The organism is Methylobacterium sp. GC_Met_3, from assembly GCF_026540775.1.
In the GTDB taxonomy this organism is placed as follows: domain Bacteria; phylum Pseudomonadota; class Alphaproteobacteria; order Rhizobiales; family Beijerinckiaceae; genus Methylobacterium.
Genome location: NZ_JALNUL010000011.1, coordinates 140249 through 156260 on the forward strand (window position 1 = coordinate 140249; position 16012 = coordinate 156260).

At 67.3% G+C, this 16012-nt stretch carries 12 protein-coding genes; 5 read left to right on the forward strand and 7 right to left on the reverse strand.

Going from position 1 to position 16012, the window contains the following annotated elements; genetic code table 11:
• Nucleotides 1-264 precede the first annotated feature (264 nt).
• From OXS27_RS15895 to OXS27_RS15905, 3 genes are all read left to right on the forward strand, one after another.
• Entirely contained in the window at nucleotides 265-1854 is a 1590-nt protein-coding gene (locus OXS27_RS15895) for a TolC family outer membrane protein (RefSeq protein WP_267357341.1), read from the forward strand.
• A gap of 119 nt (nucleotides 1855-1973) precedes the next feature.
• Nucleotides 1974-2606 carry a DUF2497 domain-containing protein gene (locus OXS27_RS15900; protein WP_267357343.1) on the forward strand — a complete coding sequence of 211 codons (633 nt, stop codon included), beginning with the start codon at nucleotides 1974-1976 and terminating at the stop codon, nucleotides 2604-2606.
• 90 nt (nucleotides 2607-2696) lie between these two features.
• Nucleotides 2697-5414 carry a valine--tRNA ligase gene (locus OXS27_RS15905; protein WP_267357345.1) on the forward strand — a complete coding sequence of 906 codons (2718 nt, stop codon included), beginning with the start codon at nucleotides 2697-2699 and terminating at the stop codon, nucleotides 5412-5414.
• 21 nt (nucleotides 5415-5435) lie between these two features.
• Here OXS27_RS15905 and OXS27_RS15910 read toward each other — a convergent pair whose 3' ends face one another.
• Nucleotides 5436-5570: a hypothetical protein gene (locus OXS27_RS15910; RefSeq protein ID WP_267357347.1), complete on the reverse strand. Its 135-nt coding sequence runs from the start codon at nucleotides 5568-5570 to the stop codon at nucleotides 5436-5438.
• A 277-nt stretch (nucleotides 5571-5847) separates the two neighbouring features.
• Between OXS27_RS15910 and OXS27_RS15915 the strand changes: the two genes are divergently transcribed.
• Together OXS27_RS15915 and OXS27_RS15920 are read left to right on the forward strand one after the other, a co-directional pair.
• The gene (locus OXS27_RS15915; protein WP_243925362.1) at nucleotides 5848-7392 is read left to right on the forward strand and encodes a Do family serine endopeptidase; all 1545 of its coding nucleotides are present in this window, start codon (nucleotides 5848-5850) and stop codon (nucleotides 7390-7392) included.
• Nucleotides 7393-7783: 391 nt separating this feature from the next.
• On the forward strand, nucleotides 7784-8728 hold the full coding sequence (locus OXS27_RS15920; RefSeq protein WP_267357349.1) for a hypothetical protein: 945 nt from the start codon (nucleotides 7784-7786) through the stop codon (nucleotides 8726-8728).
• Here OXS27_RS15920 and OXS27_RS15925 read toward each other — a convergent pair whose 3' ends face one another.
• The 6 genes from OXS27_RS15925 to hpnA all read right to left on the reverse strand — a co-directional run bounded on the left by OXS27_RS15925 (nucleotide 8729) and on the right by hpnA (nucleotide 15825).
• Nucleotides 8729-9436, reverse strand: coding sequence for a phosphorylase (locus OXS27_RS15925; protein WP_267357373.1), 708 nt, complete (start codon nucleotides 9434-9436; stop codon nucleotides 8729-8731). It abuts the gene before it with no gap.
• A gap of 226 nt (nucleotides 9437-9662) precedes the next feature.
• On the reverse strand, nucleotides 9663-11660 hold the full coding sequence (shc, locus tag OXS27_RS15930; protein WP_267357350.1) for a squalene--hopene cyclase: 1998 nt from the start codon (nucleotides 11658-11660) through the stop codon (nucleotides 9663-9665).
• A 43-nt stretch (nucleotides 11661-11703) separates the two neighbouring features.
• Nucleotides 11704-13005, reverse strand: coding sequence for a hydroxysqualene dehydroxylase HpnE (gene hpnE / locus OXS27_RS15935; RefSeq protein ID WP_267357352.1), 1302 nt, complete (start codon nucleotides 13003-13005; stop codon nucleotides 11704-11706).
• Nucleotides 13005-13856 carry a presqualene diphosphate synthase HpnD gene (gene hpnD, locus OXS27_RS15940; RefSeq protein WP_243925359.1) on the reverse strand — a complete coding sequence of 284 codons (852 nt, stop codon included), beginning with the start codon at nucleotides 13854-13856 and terminating at the stop codon, nucleotides 13005-13007. Before hpnD ends, hpnE begins: the two co-directional genes overlap by 1 nt.
• Nucleotides 13853-14800, reverse strand: coding sequence for a squalene synthase HpnC (hpnC, locus tag OXS27_RS15945; RefSeq protein WP_243925358.1), 948 nt, complete (start codon nucleotides 14798-14800; stop codon nucleotides 13853-13855). Before hpnC ends, hpnD begins: the two co-directional genes overlap by 4 nt.
• Nucleotides 14797-15825, reverse strand: coding sequence for a hopanoid-associated sugar epimerase (gene hpnA / locus OXS27_RS15950; protein ID WP_243925357.1), 1029 nt, complete (start codon nucleotides 15823-15825; stop codon nucleotides 14797-14799). The genes hpnC and hpnA overlap by 4 nt, the downstream gene beginning before the upstream one ends.
• Nucleotides 15826-16012: the final 187 nt, after the last annotated feature.

Genomic DNA, 16012 nt, shown 5'->3' on the forward strand with positions numbered 1-16012 from the left:
TCTGCCTCTCCGGGCGGTTGGGCGATGTGTCACCTTAATGCCCCAACCGCCGTACATTCCGACTCGTCCGGCCCCTCGGCGCAAGCCAAAGCAACCTATTTGCGCTAAGCGTGACCGTGGGGCGGGCTTGATCGGATACCAACGGACTGCCTTACCTTGGCTGTTTTCGTCGCACATATTCGGATCGGAAAAGGCCGGAAGGGCTTGTTCATCGTGACACGACGTCCGCCAGCGACTCGCTCCACGTTCCGCGCGATCGGAATGATGGCGTCCGGGCTCGCGATCTCTGCAGCGGCCCCGGCCACCGCCGAGACGTTGGAGAGCGCACTCGCGAAAGCCTATCAGGGCAACCCATCACTTAATGCCAGCCGCGCCGGAGTGCGCGCGACCGATGAGAACGTGGCCATCGCCCAATCCGGGTATCGGCCGCAGGTGAATGTCGGCGCGTCGATCGGCGTCCAGTACCTCCAGACCCGCAGTTCCAGCACGGCGGCGGCAGCTGCCGGCGCGGCTGCGACCGGCGCGACGACGGCGACCGCCGGGACCTCGGGTGTAACATCGGGCGTCGGAACCACCGGCCTCGGGACATCGACGGGAACGACGGGCGTCGGCACATCGACCGGCATCGGAACCACCAGCGCCGGAACAAGCGGGACGTCCGCGACCGGAGCCGGCGGGGTAGGCGGCGCCGAGGCTTCGACAGCGACCACCGCGCAGTCGATCACGTCGAGCCGGACGGTTCGGACGACCTATCTCCCGACCACGGCGAGCCTGACCGTCTCACAGACGATCTTCAACGGCTTCCAGACCGACAACCAGACCCGTCGCGCCGAATCGAACGTCTACAGCCAGCGCGAGACCCTGCGCTTCACCGAGCTGACCGTGCTCTACAATGCCGTTCAGGCCTACATGAACGTGCTGAGCAACACGGCGACGCTCGAACTCAACCGGAACAACGTCGAGGTTCTTGAGGAGCAGCTGCGGCAGACCCGGGACCGGTTCAACGTCGGCGAGGTGACCCGCACGGACGTGGCGCAGGCCGAGGCCCGCCTCGCCGGGGCCCGCTCACAGGTCAGCACGGCCGAATCGACCCTGCGCACCAGCATCGGCATCTATCGGCAGAACATCGGCGTCGAGCCGCGGCAGCTCGCGCCCGGCCGGCCGCTGGACCGGTTCGTTCCGGGCTCGCTGGATGCGGCCATCGCCATCGGCCTGCGCGAGCATCCGCAGATCGTGTCGGCCATTCACGCCGTCGATGCGGCCGAGGCGCAGGTCAAGGTTCTCGAGGGCCAGCTCGCGCCGAACCTGAGCCTTCAGGGCTCGCTGAGCCAGGTCTACGATCAGACCGGCCCGAACCAGTCCTACTTCATCGGCTTCGTCGGCGGGCGGCTCAACATCCCGATCTACGAGGGCGGCCAGACCTACGCGCAGATCCGGCAGGCGAAGGAGACGGTCGGGCAGACGCGCATCCTGGTCGATCAGGTCCGCGACCAGGTTCGGGCGCAGATCGTCAGCTTCTGGGGCCTGCTCGAAGCCGCAAAGGCGCAGGTCATCGCCGCCCAGGCGCAGGTCCAGGCCAACGAAGTGGCGCTGAACGGCGTGCGCGAGGAAGCCCGGGTCGGCCAGCGCACCACCCTCGACGTGCTGAACGCGCAGCAGGAGCTCCTGAACTCGCGCGTGAACCTGATCCTCGCCCAGCGCGACCGCGTGATCTACTCCTACGGGGTGGTTCAGGCGATCGGACAGCTGACGGCCCGGTTCACCGCCCTGCCGGTCGAGTACTACAGCGCCAAGGTCCACTACGATCAGGTCAAGGACCTGTGGTTCGGCCTGCGCACTCCGGACGGCCGCTGACGCCTTTTCACGGGAGTGTGGTGAAACCACGCTTGCCGCGACGAAACGGCATGGAATACTGATTGAACATCGACCCGATCGGGTCGCGTTCCAGTCTCCCATGCCGAGTGCGCCTGCCGATGAGTGCAGCTAGCCCCAAGATCCCGGACACGAAATTCCAGGACAAGGCTGCCGATAAAGGGCAGGAGCCGTCGATGGAGGAGATCCTCGCCTCGATCCGGCGGATCATCGCCGACGATCAGGCGACCAAGCCCGCCGAAGCCTTGCCCGAGCCGGAGCCCGACGACGTGCTCGACCTCGCCGAGGTCGCCCAGCCGGTGGCGCGCCCCCGTGCCGTCGTGCCGGAGCCCGAGCCGGAGCCGCTCGATTTCGACGCGATCGACTTCGACGCGCCGGCCTTCGAGCCAGAGCCCAAACCGGAACCCAAGTCGGAACCCAAGCCAGTCGCGGCTGCGACCGTGCCGCCGCCGGCCGCACCGCCGCAGCCGGCCGTTCAGGCCACGGCACAGCCGCGCGAGCCGGAGCCGGTGTTCGAGCCTGAGGCGCTGGTCTCGCCGTCGACGGATGCCAGCGTGAGCGGCGCCTTCAACCTGCTGGCCCACACCGTCCTGACCCAGAACGCCCGGACCCTGGAGGATCTCGTCAAGGAGATGCTTCGGCCGATGCTGAAATCCTGGCTCGACGACAACCTGCCGGCCGTGGTCGAGCGGCTGGTGCGTGCGGAGATCGAGCGGGTGTCGCGCGGCCGCTGAGCGTCACGCCGGACTACGTGTTGACGGGAGCGGCGTGACGGTCGAAAGCGGGTCCGACCCCGTTTGGACAAGCGCCCGCCCGTACCCGCGATGATGGACAAGACCTTCGAGCCCGCCTCCGTCGAGGCGCGGATCTCCGCCGCTTGGGAAGAGGCGGGCGCCTTCCGCGCCGGCCTGGCCGAGCGCGCCGGTGCGCCTCCCTACTGCATCGTGATCCCGCCGCCGAACGTGACGGGCTCGCTGCATATGGGCCACGCGCTCAACAACACCCTGCAGGACGTGCTCTGCCGCTTCGAGCGCATGCGCGGCAAGGACGTGCTCTGGCAGCCCGGGACCGACCATGCCGGCATCGCCACCCAGATGGTGGTCGAGCGGCGGATGGCCGAGGCTCAGGAGCCCGGCCGCCGGGACATCGGCCGCGCCGCCTTCGTCGAGAAGGTCTGGGCCTGGAAGGCGGAATCCGGCGGGGCGATCGTCAACCAGCTCAAGCGGCTGGGCGCCTCGTGCGACTGGTCGCGCGAGCGCTTCACCATGGACGAGGGCCTGAGCCGCGCCGTGCTCAGGACCTTCGTGGAGTTGCACCGGCAGGGCCTGATCTACCGCGACAAGCGGCTGGTGAACTGGGATCCGAAGTTCCAGACCGCGATTTCGGACCTGGAGGTTCAGCAGGTCGACGTGAAGGGCCATCTCTGGCACTTCGACTACCCGGTGGTGGACGAGGCCGGCCACGAGACCGGCGCCATCATCACGGTGGCGACAACCCGCCCCGAGACGATGCTGGGCGATACAGGCGTCGCGGTCCATCCCGACGACGCGCGTTACACGGCGCTGGTCGGCAAGCGCGTGCGCCTGCCGCTGGTCGGCCGGTTGATCCCGATCGTCGCCGACGACTATTCCGACCCCGAGAAGGGCACCGGCGCGGTCAAGATCACCCCAGCCCACGACTTCAACGATTTCGAGGTCGGCCGGCGGCACGATCTCGGCCTCATCAATGTCCTCGACCCCGAGGGCAGGATGCTGCTCGACGGCAACGCGGCCTTCCTCGACGGTGCATCGCCCGAGCCGGAAGCCCTCGCGCTGCACGGCCTCGACCGGGCACAGGCTCGTAAGGCGGTGGTCGCCCTGATGGAGGCGCGCGAGCGCCTGCGCACGATCGAGCCGAACACCCACGCGGTGCCCCACGGCGACCGTTCGGGCGTCGTCATCGAGCCGTATCTCACCGACCAGTGGTATGTGAACGTCAAGCCGCTGGCCGAGCGCGCGCTGCAGGCGGTGCGCGACGGGCAGACCAAGTTCCTGCCGGAGAACCACGAAAAGATCTTCTTCCAGTGGCTGACCAACATCGAGCCCTGGTGCATCTCGCGCCAGCTCTGGTGGGGCCATCAGATCCCGGTCTGGTACGACGAGGAAGGCGGCGTCTTCGTCGCCGAGAGCGAGGACGAGGCGCTGGCGCAGGCCGCGGCGAAGCATGGCCGGCCGGTTGCGCTCACCCGCGACGAGGATGTCCTCGACACGTGGTTCTCCTCGGCGCTCTGGCCGTTCTCGACGCTGGGCTGGCCGGACAAGACTCCGGAACTCGCCCGCTACTACCCGACCAACACCCTGGTGACCGGCAAGGACATCCTGTTCTTCTGGGTTGCCCGGATGATGATGATGGGCCTGCACCTGACCGACCGGGCCCCGTTCGACACGGTCTACCTGCACACCCTGGTGCGGGATGCGTCCGGCGCGAAGATGTCGAAGTCGAAGGGCAACGTCGTCGATCCGCTCGAACTCATCGAGAAGATGGGGGCGGACGCCCTGCGCTTCACGCTGTGCGCGCTGGCCGTCCAGGGCCGCGACATCAAGCTGTCGGAGGACAGGGTCAAGGACTACCGCAACTTCACGACCAAGCTCTGGAACGCAGCCCGCTTCGCCGAGCTGAATGGCTGCCGCCTGGATCCGGCCTTCGACCCGCGCGCCGCCACGGGCGCCATCAATCGCTGGGCGCTCACCGAGGCCGCCCGCGCGGTCGACGAGGTGACGGCGGCCCTCGAGGCCTACCGGTTCAACGACGCGGCGGGCGCCGCCTACCGCTTCGTCTGGAACATCTTCTGTGACTGGTATCTCGAACTCGCGAAGCCGGTGCTTCAGGGCGAGGGCGTCGATCCGGCGATCCGGGCGGAGACGCAGGCGAGCGTGGCGTTCCTGATCGATCAGGTCGCCAAGCTTCTGCACCCGTTCATGCCGTTCCTCACCGAGGAGCTGTGGTCGATCAAGGGGGCGGGCCTGTCGGAGCGCGGCCTCCTGACCCTGGCCTCCTGGCCGGATCTCGGCGGCCTCGCCGATGCGGCGGCCGAGGCCGAGGTCGGCTTCGTGGTGGATCTCGTCACCCAGGTCCGCTCGGCCCGCTCGGAGACGAACGTGCCGGCCGCCGCGCAGATCCCCCTGGTGATGGTCGGCGCGACGGAGGAGGTCCGGACGCGGGTCGCGGCGTGGCGGGACACGCTGCTGCGTCTCGCGCGGCTGTCGGACATCGCCTTCGCGGATGCGCCCCCCAAGAACTCGGTTCAGTTGCTGGTGCGTGGCAGCGTCGCCGCGCTGCCGCTGGAAGGCGTGGTCGATCTCGCCGCCGAGGTCGCGCGCCTCAAGAAGGAGCAGGCGAAGGCCCAGGCCGAGATCAAGAAGGTCGACGCCAAGCTCGGCAATGCCGATTTCGTCGCCCGGGCCCCCGAGGAGATCATCGAGGAGAACCGCGAGCGGCGGGAGAGCGAGACGGCGCGACTCGCCAAGATCGAGGAAGCGCTCGCGCGGTTGAGCGGGGATTGAGCACCGGTCCCGGTCGGAAGCCTACGCGACCGCGAGACCGTGCTCGCTCTTCATGGGCGCATGCGGCTCGCACAGCTTGCTGAGCCGGAAGAGGTCATGCGCCTGATCGCAGACCACGCGTTGCACGGTCTCGGTATCGGCTACGTCGATGCACATCTCCTGGCATCCGCGAAACTGATGCCCGGCTCCCGACCCTCGACGCGCGGCCGCCGCTTGGCCGCCGTGAGCGACCGGCTCGGACTGGGTTACCCAACGACTCACTGAGATCACCGGTGACATTGGTTTTAGCGGCTGGTGCCGAGAGAGCCGTCGACCTGTCCAAACCGTAATGTGACCGCCACACCCGGGTCAGGGGCCACCCTCTAGACCGATTGCATAGACCGCCGCCTGAACCGGCGTCGTCCCGATCGTTCCCGAGAGGTTGAGACTCCCCATGACCGAGACCCGTCCTTCCGGCCGCACCTCGCGCCGCGCCCTCGCCTCGGTGGCTGCCGCCGCGCTGATCGCCGGCGGCGCGCTGGGCAGCGGATACCTGCCGACCGCCACACCGGCCTACGCCCAGGCGCTTCCCAAGTCGCCGATCGAGGCCCCTGAGCATCCGCCGGGCTCGTTTGCCGGCATCGTCAACAAGGTGAAGCCGGGCGTGGTCTCGGTGAAGGTCAAGCTCGACGACTCGGCGAGCAGCAGCAGCGATGACGAGGACGGGCCGAACCAGGGCCGCAACCTCCAGAACGTGCCGCCGCAGTTGCGCGAGTTCTTCAAGCGCTTCGGCCAGAACGGCCCTGGCGGCGGCGGTGGCATGCAGCCCCAGCACCAGGGTCCGCGTGGCGCGGTCGGCTCCGGCTTCATCATCTCGGCCGATGGCTACGTGGTGACCAACAACCACGTGGTCGACCATGCCAAGACCGTGCAGGTGACGCTGGATGACGGCCGCACCCTCGACGCGAAGGTGATCGGCAAGGACGCCAAGACCGACGTCGCGCTGCTGAAGATCACGGAGGGCTCCAGCTTCCCGTACGTTCAGTTCGGCAAGGCCGCACCGCAGGTGGGTGACTGGGTGGTGGCGATCGGTAACCCGTTCGGCCTCGGCGGCACCGTGACCGCCGGCATCGTTTCGGCCCGCGGCCGCGACATCGGCGCCGGCCCCTACGATGATTTCCTGCAGATCGACGCCCCGATCAACAAGGGCAATTCGGGCGGCCCGACCTTCAACGTCAACGGCGAGGTGGTCGGCATGAACACCGCCATCGCGTCCCCTTCGGGCGGCAGCGTCGGCCTCGCCTTCGCGATCCCAGCCGAGACCGTGCAGGCGGTGGTCGACCAGCTCCGCACGGACGGCAAGGTCGCCCGCGGCTATCTGGGCGTACAGATCCAGCCGGTGACGCAGGACATCGCTGAGGGTCTCGGCCTCGACAAGGCCAAGGGCGCGCTCGTCGACCATGCCGAGAACGGCACCCCGGCGGCCAAGGCCGGCCTGAAGGCTGGCGACGTGATCGAGAAGGTCAACGGCGACACCGTGGACAGCGCCCGTGAGCTGTCGCGCAGGATCGCCGGCATGAAGCCCGGCGCCAAGGTCGAACTGAGCTACCTGCGCGGCGGCAAGTCCGACACCGCCACCGTGACCCTCGGCACCATGCCGACCGACGGCACCAAGGTGGCGAGCCGCGGCGACGACGACGCGACGAACGGCCAGCCGCGGCTCGGTCTCCAGCTCGCCCCGGCCGGCGATGTCGGTCTGTCCGATCAGGGTGTCGCCGTGGTCCAGGTCGATCCCGACGGGCCGGCCGCCGCCAAGGGCATCGAGGCCGGCGACGTGATCCTCGATGTCGGCGGCCAGAGCGTGTCTCGACCCGCGGACGTAGCCGCTCAGATCCGCGCTGCCGAGTCGAGCGGACGCAAGGCCGTGCTGATGCGGGTAAAAAGCGGCAAGGGCCAGACCCGCTTCGTCGCGGTCTCGCTCAGCAAGAACGCCGGCTGAGGCCGGTTCCTCCGGGCGCGCGGGCGCCCTCCAACTTCTGGCGACTTCGGACTGGCGTCGGCTCCACAGGCCGGCGCCTTTTTGAATGGAAGGCAGCCCTCAGCTTCAGGCGCAACCGAGCTACTTCAGGCTCGATCCGCCCCGCCAAATACCGGACCTCAGAAGCAATACAACGGCCAATCCTCTGAAAGGCGCATCAGCATTATCACATATACAATAAATAAATCACCAATGAAGTTTTCATCATAAAACTTACGCCTGCGCAGACACGATAAAGATCTCAGATTCCTGCCTTATCATTCCATAAATTTTCTGATATGCGACGACGCTCTACCCTCTGCGATGGAACAAGACAGCTAAATTTACTATGGGCGGATTGGAATACTCCGATATGCTGGATCGAGGCTATGTACTTTGCAGGCCGGATGCCGGACTGAACGATATTCTTTGCCAAATTGAATTTATGCATTGCTACGCAACCCAATCAAAAAGAACTCTCGTTGTCGACACGGCTTACGAGAATTCTTTATACTTTAAAGATCATTTTTCAAACTACTTCAACACCAGTGCTTCGAATTTGATATTAGACATTAAAGAGATTGCACCCTATTTTGATAGAATGAGAACATTTCCTGAAGAGATCACAGGCCGTGTCAACTCGTATCTCGCCTGGCCCAGCCCGGAACATCAGAATTTCGCAGATCATCATACCGGGACGCGACTTTCATTTGACGCAAGTCAAGTCTATGAGCATCAATTATTAGTTCATCATTCCTGGGGTGGGGGAAATCTTTCTTTATTCGCCCTGACGAAATTGAACCTCGTCGACCCCATTGTAGATGTTTTAATTGATCGTATTGACACTATTGGTGAGCCGTTTAGCGCTATTCACATCAGAAACACCGACTACAAGACCGATTACATTCAATGCATTCAGCAGATCAAAGACTCTATATTAACCCCAGTCTTTTTAGCGACCGATGATTATGAATGCAGAAATTACTGCATCGATCTGCTCGGATCAGAAAATGTAAAATATTTCTCCGACCTACCAGAAGAAAATATACCGCTTCATGCCAATCATATTTTCACGGATCCATATAAAAGAAACGTCGACGCGATTCTCGACTTGCTGACCCTTGCGCTCTCAACATGTTTTTATCGTGTCGGTATAGATGGCACGCTATCAGGAACTGCCACGGGTTACGCCACGCTCGCAGAAAATTTGACGCGCCATGACGGTATTGTTCTTTCCGTCTTAGGTATAAACCAGAAATCTATCGCGCTCTTCAAGAAAATATCCGAGTGGCGAAAATCGGTACCGGGTACAGCGTAATCAAAGAGTATTATTTTCGTTGATCGGAATTCCTAGCCCGGGTCCCAGCCGCGCTCGGCACCGGCGGAGGGCCGCGAAGGCCGCGTTCGAGTCCTTGGCGAGACGCATCAGATCGCCTAGCCGCGCTCTGCCTCGCGCGAAGGCGAAGAATACAGCGGCAATGTCGGGCTCGCCGTCCACCGTTAGCGCTTCAGCCGCGAAAGCCGGCAGCGCTTGGCTAGCGGGGTCGCAGATTACCCGCAGCGCCGCAAACGGCAGGCCGTGCCGTCCGGCGAAAGACGCGGCCACGTGCGATTCCATGTCGACCGCTGCTGCGCCTGTCGTGGCCCGCAGCTCTGTCTTGCCGTCGACGGTGAGCACCGCCGTGTCGACACCCGCCAGATCCGCCGCGATCAGGCGGGTGTCGACACCCAAGAGCCTATTGAGAAGCGCAGCCGAAAGGTCGAGATCGGCCGGACGCCGCCCCTCCTCGCCGACGACGCCGGTGCCGACCACGATGTCGCCCGGCTTGAGCGAGGGATCGAGGCCGCCCGCAATGCCGAAGCTCACCACCGCCCGGCAGCCCGGCGGCACGCGCGCGTCGAGGAGTTGACGAAGCCGGTGCGGATTCCCGCCGGCGCCCACGGCCTCGACCCCCGCCCCGGCCGCCATGCGGCGCTCGCGGGCGAGGCCTGTGACGGCCAGGACGGGTGCAGTCGGGTCGATCATGGTCCGCTGGTGGACCAGTCCGGCGAGGTCCGCAAGCAGGCGTGACCGCCGCGGCACGACGGCAGGTTGGTCCTGCTGTGAACCGGGCTCGCTCGACCCCGCGCGGTCGCTGTCTGAAGAGGCCACGTGTCGGATACCGGGGCTCGCAGGTCGGTTACCGGGACGGCCGAACGCGCTGCGATCCGGTGGAGAGTGGGGCCAGCCCGTCCAGACCGGCCCCGTCGCATCACATGCCGAACTGGACGCGCCGGCTGTTGGTGCGCTTGAGGTTGCGGTAACGCGCCATCGCCCAAAGCGGGAAGAACTTCGGGTAGCCATGATACCGCAGGTAGAACACCCGCGGGAAGCCGGTGGCGGTGTAGCGCTCTTCCTTCCAGAACCCGTCCGCGCCCTGCGTACGGGTCAGGAAATTGATGCCCCGGGTCACGGCCGGATCGTCGACCGCGCCGGCCGCCATCAGGGCGAGCAGCGCCCAGGCCGTCTGCGAGGCCGTGGACGAGCCCGGCTCGAAGGCCGGATCGATCTTGTACGAGGAGGCGTCCTCGCCCCAGCCGCCATCCGGGTTCTGGATGCGGATCAGCCAGGAGACCGCCCGCTGGATCCTGGGGTCGGCCGAGTCCACCCTGGCCGCGTTCAGCGCGCACAGCACTGACCACGTGCCGTAGATGAAGTTCATGCCCCAGCGGCCGTACCAGGATCCGTCCTCCTCCTGATCGTTCAGGAGGTAGTTCACGCCGCGGTCCAGAGCCCGGGAGGTCGCGCGGGTCTCGCCGAGTTGGGCCAGCATGCCGACCACGCGGGCGGTCACGTCCGCGGTCGGCGGATCGAGCAATGCGCCGTGATCCGAGAACGGGATGTGATTGAGGTACATGTGGTTGTTGTCGGCGTCGAACGCCGCCCAACCGCCATCCTCGGACTGCAGCCCCTCGACCCATTCCCGGGCACGGGCGATCGCGACCTTATAATCGGGCATGCCCACGACCAGCCCGTGCTGGTGCATTGCCCGGTCCATCGCCATCACGACCACGGCGGTGTCGTCGAGATCGGGATAATGCGGGTTGGCGTACTGGAACGCCCAGCCGCCGGGCCGGACCTTCGGCTTGCGCGCCGCCCAGTCGCCGACGATGTCGAGCACCTGACGGGGCTTCAGCCAATCGAGCCCGGCGCGGGCCTGGGCCTCCGCCTCGGGACCGCCGGCTTCGAGCAGGGCGTGGCTCGCCAGAGCCGTGTCCCAGACCGGCGAGACGCAGGGCTGGACATAGGCCTCGTCGGCCTTCTCGACCACGAGCTTCTCGATGGCGTCGCAGGCGACGCGGACCTGCGGGTGATCGGGCCGGTAGCCCATCACCTCGTACATCAGCACCGAATTGACCATGGCCGGGAAGATGGCGCCCAGCCCGTCCTCGCCGTTCAGGCGCTCGCTGACCCAGGCGCGGGCCATCTCCATGGCGCGCTGCCGGCTCTTGCGCGGTAGGTGGTTCTCGACCGATTGCAGGATCCGGTCGATGAAGCCGAAGATCGGCGTCCACGGCCACGTGGCATGGGGCGAGCCCGGCCAGGTGCGGACGCTCTCCGGCGGCGTGACGAACAGCTCCTGCACGCTGATGCCGCGCGGGTTGCGGGCCCGGGGCTTGGTGGCCTGGAGCACGAACAGCGGCACAACGGTGGTGCGGGCCCAGTAGCTGATCTTGTCGAGGTGGAACGGGAACCACTTCGGCAGGAACATCACCTCGACGGGCATCACCGGCACGGCGCGCCACGGCACCTCCCCGTAGAGAGCCAGCATGAACCGGGTGAACACGTTGGCGTTGGCCGCGCCGCCGCGGGACAGGATGCCCTCGCGCGCCCGGCGCATGTGCGGCGCCTCGATGTCGTCGCCGATCATCTTGAGCGCGAAATACGCCTTGACGGTGCAGCTCATGTCGAACGGCCCCTCGTGAACGAGGGCCCAGCCGCCGTGACGGCCCTGGGTGCGGCGCAGGTAATGGCCGATCTTGGCCTCGAGGCCGTCGCGGATCTGCGTGCCGCGGAACTGGTGGAACAGGATATATTCGGACGGGATCGTGGCATCGGCCTCGAGTTCGAAGCAGATATGCCCGTCGTCATGGGCCAATTCCGCGAGGGCACGCGTCGCCTGCGCGATGCCGCACTCGACATCGTCCAGCGAGATCCCCTGCGTCTTCGAGCGCTGCAGCGGCTCGACTTTGCTTACGGCCTCTCTCATCATCCTCGACCTTGAGCGCCCACCTCCCGGCGGACGCAATGCCTCAAGCTGCGCCGCGCGCCGGGGTTCCGGAGCGCGCGACCGATCCAACGCGCAGGGCGCGCGCGGCCGTCTTGCCCGAGCGGATCGCTCCCTCAATCGTCGACGGCAGACCGGTGGCGGTCCAGTCGCCTGCCAGGACGAGATTGTCGTAGGCGGTTTCAGCCCCCGGGCGCCGCGCGGCTTCCGCCGGCGTCGCCGCGAAGGTGGCACGCTTCTCCTTTACGATCTGCCAGCTGGGCAATTCCGGTGCAAGATCACACAGCTGTGCGATCTCGGACCAGATCTGGCGGGCGAGATCCTCCCGGGGCACGTCGAGGAGCCTGTCGGCACCGCTGATTGTCACCGAATACCGGTCCGGATAGGCGAACAGCCATTCCGTGAGGCTGTTGACCACGCCCAGAACCAGCGGGCTGCCGGGCTTCGGCACCAGCTTAAAATGCGCGTTGACGATGGAGCGGAATTCCACCGGGGCGAGGAGACCGGGCAACACCTCGCGGGCCACCCAGGGCGGCAAGGCCAGCACGATCCCGTCTTCGGGGCCGAGCGTCTCGGCACCGTCCGAGAACTGAAGCTGGGCGACGCGGCCCTCCGCCAGATCGAGCCCGCGCAGGCGCCGGCCGAGCCAGATTTCGCAGCCGCGGGCCGTGAGGTAGCGCAGCGCCGGGTCGACGAAGGCGTAGGACAGGCCCTCCACCGCCACCAGCGGCCGGCAGGCCTTGCCGCCCGCCCCCAGGGTCTCACGCAGGATCCGGGCAGCGAGCCCGACATCGCTGTCGCGCGGCTCGGTGTTGAGGGCGGCGAGCAGCACCGGGTGCCAGAGCCGCCGGTAGAGGTCGCCTTCGCACTCCATATGGGCACCGATGGTGCCGCCCGCCCCCTCCGCCTTGCCGGAGGCCGCCCGCAGGATCCCGAGCGGGGCGAGGTAGTCGCGCGCCTTCGTGCCGGGAACACGGCGCGACGGGCTCATCACCCACCAGGGCAGCCGGCCGTCATTGGGGCGCAGGCGCCAGCGCTCACCGGTCGCGAGATCGGCGAAATCGAACTCCGCCGCGTCGGGCCCGACGAGGGCGTCGGCGGGTGCACCGACCGTCTTGAGGAAGCCCAGGGCATCGGCATTGCCGGAGAGCAGCAGATGGTTGCCGTTGTCGAGGGTCAGGCCGAGGGCCGGATCGTAGTAGGAGCGGCAGCGCCCGCCCGCCTGCTTGGCGGCCTCGTGCAGCACCACCCGCGCGCCGGTTTCCGCCAGCGCGACAGCCGCGGACAAGCCGGCGAGACCGGCCCCGACGACGTGAATCGTGCCCATCAGATCACGCCGTGGCGGAGGACGACGCCGAGCAGCGCGAGCTTGCCGGGCTTCACCCTGGCCCGGGGCATGGCCCAGCCGCGTTCGAGCACGGCCTTCAGGTAAAGGTGATAGGCCGACGCCATCAGCCGGGCCGCCTTGGTGGCCTTGCGGGGGCTGCGCCGGATGATCTCCCAGGTCGCCTGATAGTGCTCCTCGGCCTCGCGGGCGAGGGACATGCAGACCTCGCCGATGCGGGGATGGCTGATCGCCTGGAAAGGTGTCGGATCGGTGAGCCCGATCGCCTCAAGCTTCTCGCGGGGCAGGTAGAGACGGCCGCGTTCGGCATCCTCGTCGATGTCGCGCAGGATATTGGTGAGCTGAAGAGCCCGCCCCTCGTGCCACGCGAGCCCGATGCCGTCCGCCTCCGGCATGCCGAAGATCCGCACCGACAGGCGCCCCACCGCGCTCGCGACCCGGTCGCAGTAGAGATCGAGGGTCTCGGCATCGGGAGCGACGATGTCCTCCATCGCGTCCATCGCCATGCCGTCGATGACCGCCTGGAAATCCTCGCGCTTCAGGCCGAAGCGGCGCACCGGCTCGACGAGGTCGCGCACCCGCGGCACCGGGCGTCCGGCATAGAGCGCGTCGATATCGGCCCGCCAGCGGTCGAGCTCGGCCTGCCGGACCGGCCGGGTGCCGCCGTCATCGGCGACGTCGTCCACGGCCCGGCAGAAGGCGTAGACCGCGTACATGGCCTCACGCCGCTCCTTCGGGAGCAGGCGCATGGCCGTGTAGAAGGAGGAACCGGCGGCCGGGAGCGCCGGGGCCGTCTCCGTTCCGGCCGGGGCAGGCGTCGCGGTGGCGCTCACGGGCGGCTTCCCTGGGCCGAACGACTGGCCGGATTCGAACGATCGGCCTGCGCGCGCATGCTCCGGGCGGCGGCCCGCACGGTCCGAAACCGGAGGGGGCGGCGCACCAGCGTGGCGGCGACCCCGCCGAGCGCCGTGAGCGCGAAGGCGCGCTTGCTGTGGTGGACCTTCTCGGAGAGCGGATCGCGCTCCAGCAACCCTCGGGCGAGGACGACCGCTAGGCGGTGGATCGCGGCGATCTCCATCGAGAGGCGCAGATCGTCGATCAGATCCGGCAGGATCGCGCCCTCGTCGAGCAGGGCGAGGCAGTTCTGCGCCAGCTCGCGGATCACCGCGAGGAGTTGCGGCGGCGCCTTGGCCTCGCCCAGCATCGCCACCGTGGCGCCATGCCGGTCGAGGATGTCCTGCGGCAGGTAGACCCGGTCGAGGGCGGCAAAATCCTTGCCGCAATCCTGGAGGTGGTTGATCACCTGCAACGCGGCACAGACCGAGTCGGACGGACCCCAAACCCGGGCCGGATCCTCGCCGTGGACGTCGAGGACGAAGCGCCCCACCGGCATCGCCGAATAGCGGCAATAGTGGATCAGCTCGTCCCAGGTCGCGTAGCGGTTCTTCCGGGCGTCCATCCGGAACGCCTCGAGCAGTTCCAGGGCGTGGCGGGGCGGAAGGACCCGGGCCGCCAGCTCGCGCTTCAGCGGCGCGGCCTCCGGATCGGCCGGGCCGGCCCCGGTCAGCGCATCCGCCAGCCGGTCGAGCAATTCGATCTTGCGCTCCGGCGACAGCTCCGCATGGTCGGCTACGTCATCGCCGGCGCGGACGAAGTTGTAGAAGGCCAGGATCGCGCCGCGGTGTTGCGGATGGATCAGGTGCGAGGCGACCGGAAAGTTCTCGTCGCGGTGCCCCTTGCCGGAGCGCGCCGCGGTGGCAGTGTCGAGGGTGCTCATGCGAGATACCCGGCCTCCCGGAACCATGCGATCGCGTCCGATAGACCCTCGCGATAGGGCCGGGCCGTGTAGCCGAGCTCCGCGCGGGCCTTGCGATCGGAAAAGAACATGCGGTAGCGCGACATGCGGATACCGTCGATCGTCGCGAAGGGCTGCTTGCCCGTGACCCGGGCGGCGAGCTGGGCGAAGAACGCGACCGGATAGACCGCCGCCCGCGGCAGGTTCACGGTCGGCGGCTTGCGCCCGACCATGCCGGCGATGTCGGCCAGCATCTGCGACAGGAATACGTCCTCGCCACCGAGGATGTAGCGCTCGCCGATACGCCCCTTCTGGAGCGCCAGCAGGTGCCCGTACGCCACGTCGTCCACGTGGGCGAGGTTGAGACCGGTATCGACGAAGGCCGGCATCTTGCCGAGCGCCGCCTCTTGGATGATCCGGCCCGTCGGCGTCGGCTTCACGTCGCGGGGGCCGATCGGCGTCGAGGGATTGACGATCACGGCCTTCAGCCCGTCCCGGGCCACCATCTCTTCGACCACGCGCTCGGCCACGACCTTGCTGCGCTTGTAGGCGCCGATCGCGGTCTCGGGCGTCAGCGGCATGGTCTCGTCGGAGGGCGTCACCCCGTCGGCCGGCGGCTTGATGGTCGCGACGCTCGACGTGTAGACGACCCGCTCCACGCCGGCTTCCAGCGCGGCGCGCATCATCAGGCGCGTGCCGTCGCGGTTGGTGCGGACGATCTCTTCCATATCGGGCGCCCAGAGCCGGTAATCGGCCGCGGCGTGGATCAGGTAGCGCTGACCGCGCATCGCCGCCGCCACAGCGGCCGCATCGCGCATGTCGCCCTCGGCGATCTCGACATCGGTCCAAGTCAGGTTCCGGCGCGGACTCGACGCGCGCACGAGGATGCGCACCGGGAAGCCGGCGCGACGGAACACGTCGACCAGGGCCGAGCCCAGGAAGCCGCTCGCACCGGTGATCAGCACGGGGCCGACCTCGGGAAAGCCGGGGGTTGTGGCCTCTGCCATCACGGTTCTGGAGGGTTACCGTCTCTCAGCGCGGCCGGGGATGGCCGGCCGCGCTTGTGTCATCGAACCGGCGAAGCGGCAAGCCGCGGTGCCGGCGGGTGAGAATGCGGAGCCCCTGCGCGAAGCGTCCCGCGCAGGGTCCTCTTCGATCAGGCGAGCCGCAGCCGCGACCGACCCTCCTTGCGCT

Excerpts from the sequence above, each read along its gene's own strand:
- OXS27_RS15920 (WP_267357349.1), top strand. The coding sequence starts at position 7,784 with ATGCTGGATCGAGGCTATGTACTTTGCAGGCCGGATGCCGGACTGAAC.
- shc (WP_267357350.1), bottom strand. The coding sequence starts at position 11,660 with ATGAGAGAGGCCGTAAGCAAAGTCGAGCCGCTGCAGCGCTCGAAGACG.
- OXS27_RS15925 (WP_267357373.1), bottom strand. The coding sequence starts at position 9,436 with ATGATCGACCCGACTGCACCCGTCCTGGCCGTCACAGGCCTCGCCCGC.
- hpnA (WP_243925357.1), bottom strand. The coding sequence starts at position 15,825 with ATGGCAGAGGCCACAACCCCCGGCTTTCCCGAGGTCGGCCCCGTGCTG.
- OXS27_RS15895 (WP_267357341.1), top strand. The coding sequence starts at position 265 with ATGGCGTCCGGGCTCGCGATCTCTGCAGCGGCCCCGGCCACCGCCGAG.
- OXS27_RS15905 (WP_267357345.1), top strand. The coding sequence starts at position 2,697 with ATGATGGACAAGACCTTCGAGCCCGCCTCCGTCGAGGCGCGGATCTCC.
- hpnE (WP_267357352.1), bottom strand. The coding sequence starts at position 13,005 with ATGGGCACGATTCACGTCGTCGGGGCCGGTCTCGCCGGCTTGTCCGCG.
- OXS27_RS15900 (WP_267357343.1), top strand. The coding sequence starts at position 1,974 with ATGAGTGCAGCTAGCCCCAAGATCCCGGACACGAAATTCCAGGACAAG.
- OXS27_RS15915 (WP_243925362.1), top strand. The coding sequence starts at position 5,848 with ATGACCGAGACCCGTCCTTCCGGCCGCACCTCGCGCCGCGCCCTCGCC.
- OXS27_RS15910 (WP_267357347.1), bottom strand. The coding sequence starts at position 5,570 with ATGTGCATCGACGTAGCCGATACCGAGACCGTGCAACGCGTGGTCTGC.
- hpnC (WP_243925358.1), bottom strand. The coding sequence starts at position 14,800 with ATGAGCACCCTCGACACTGCCACCGCGGCGCGCTCCGGCAAGGGGCAC.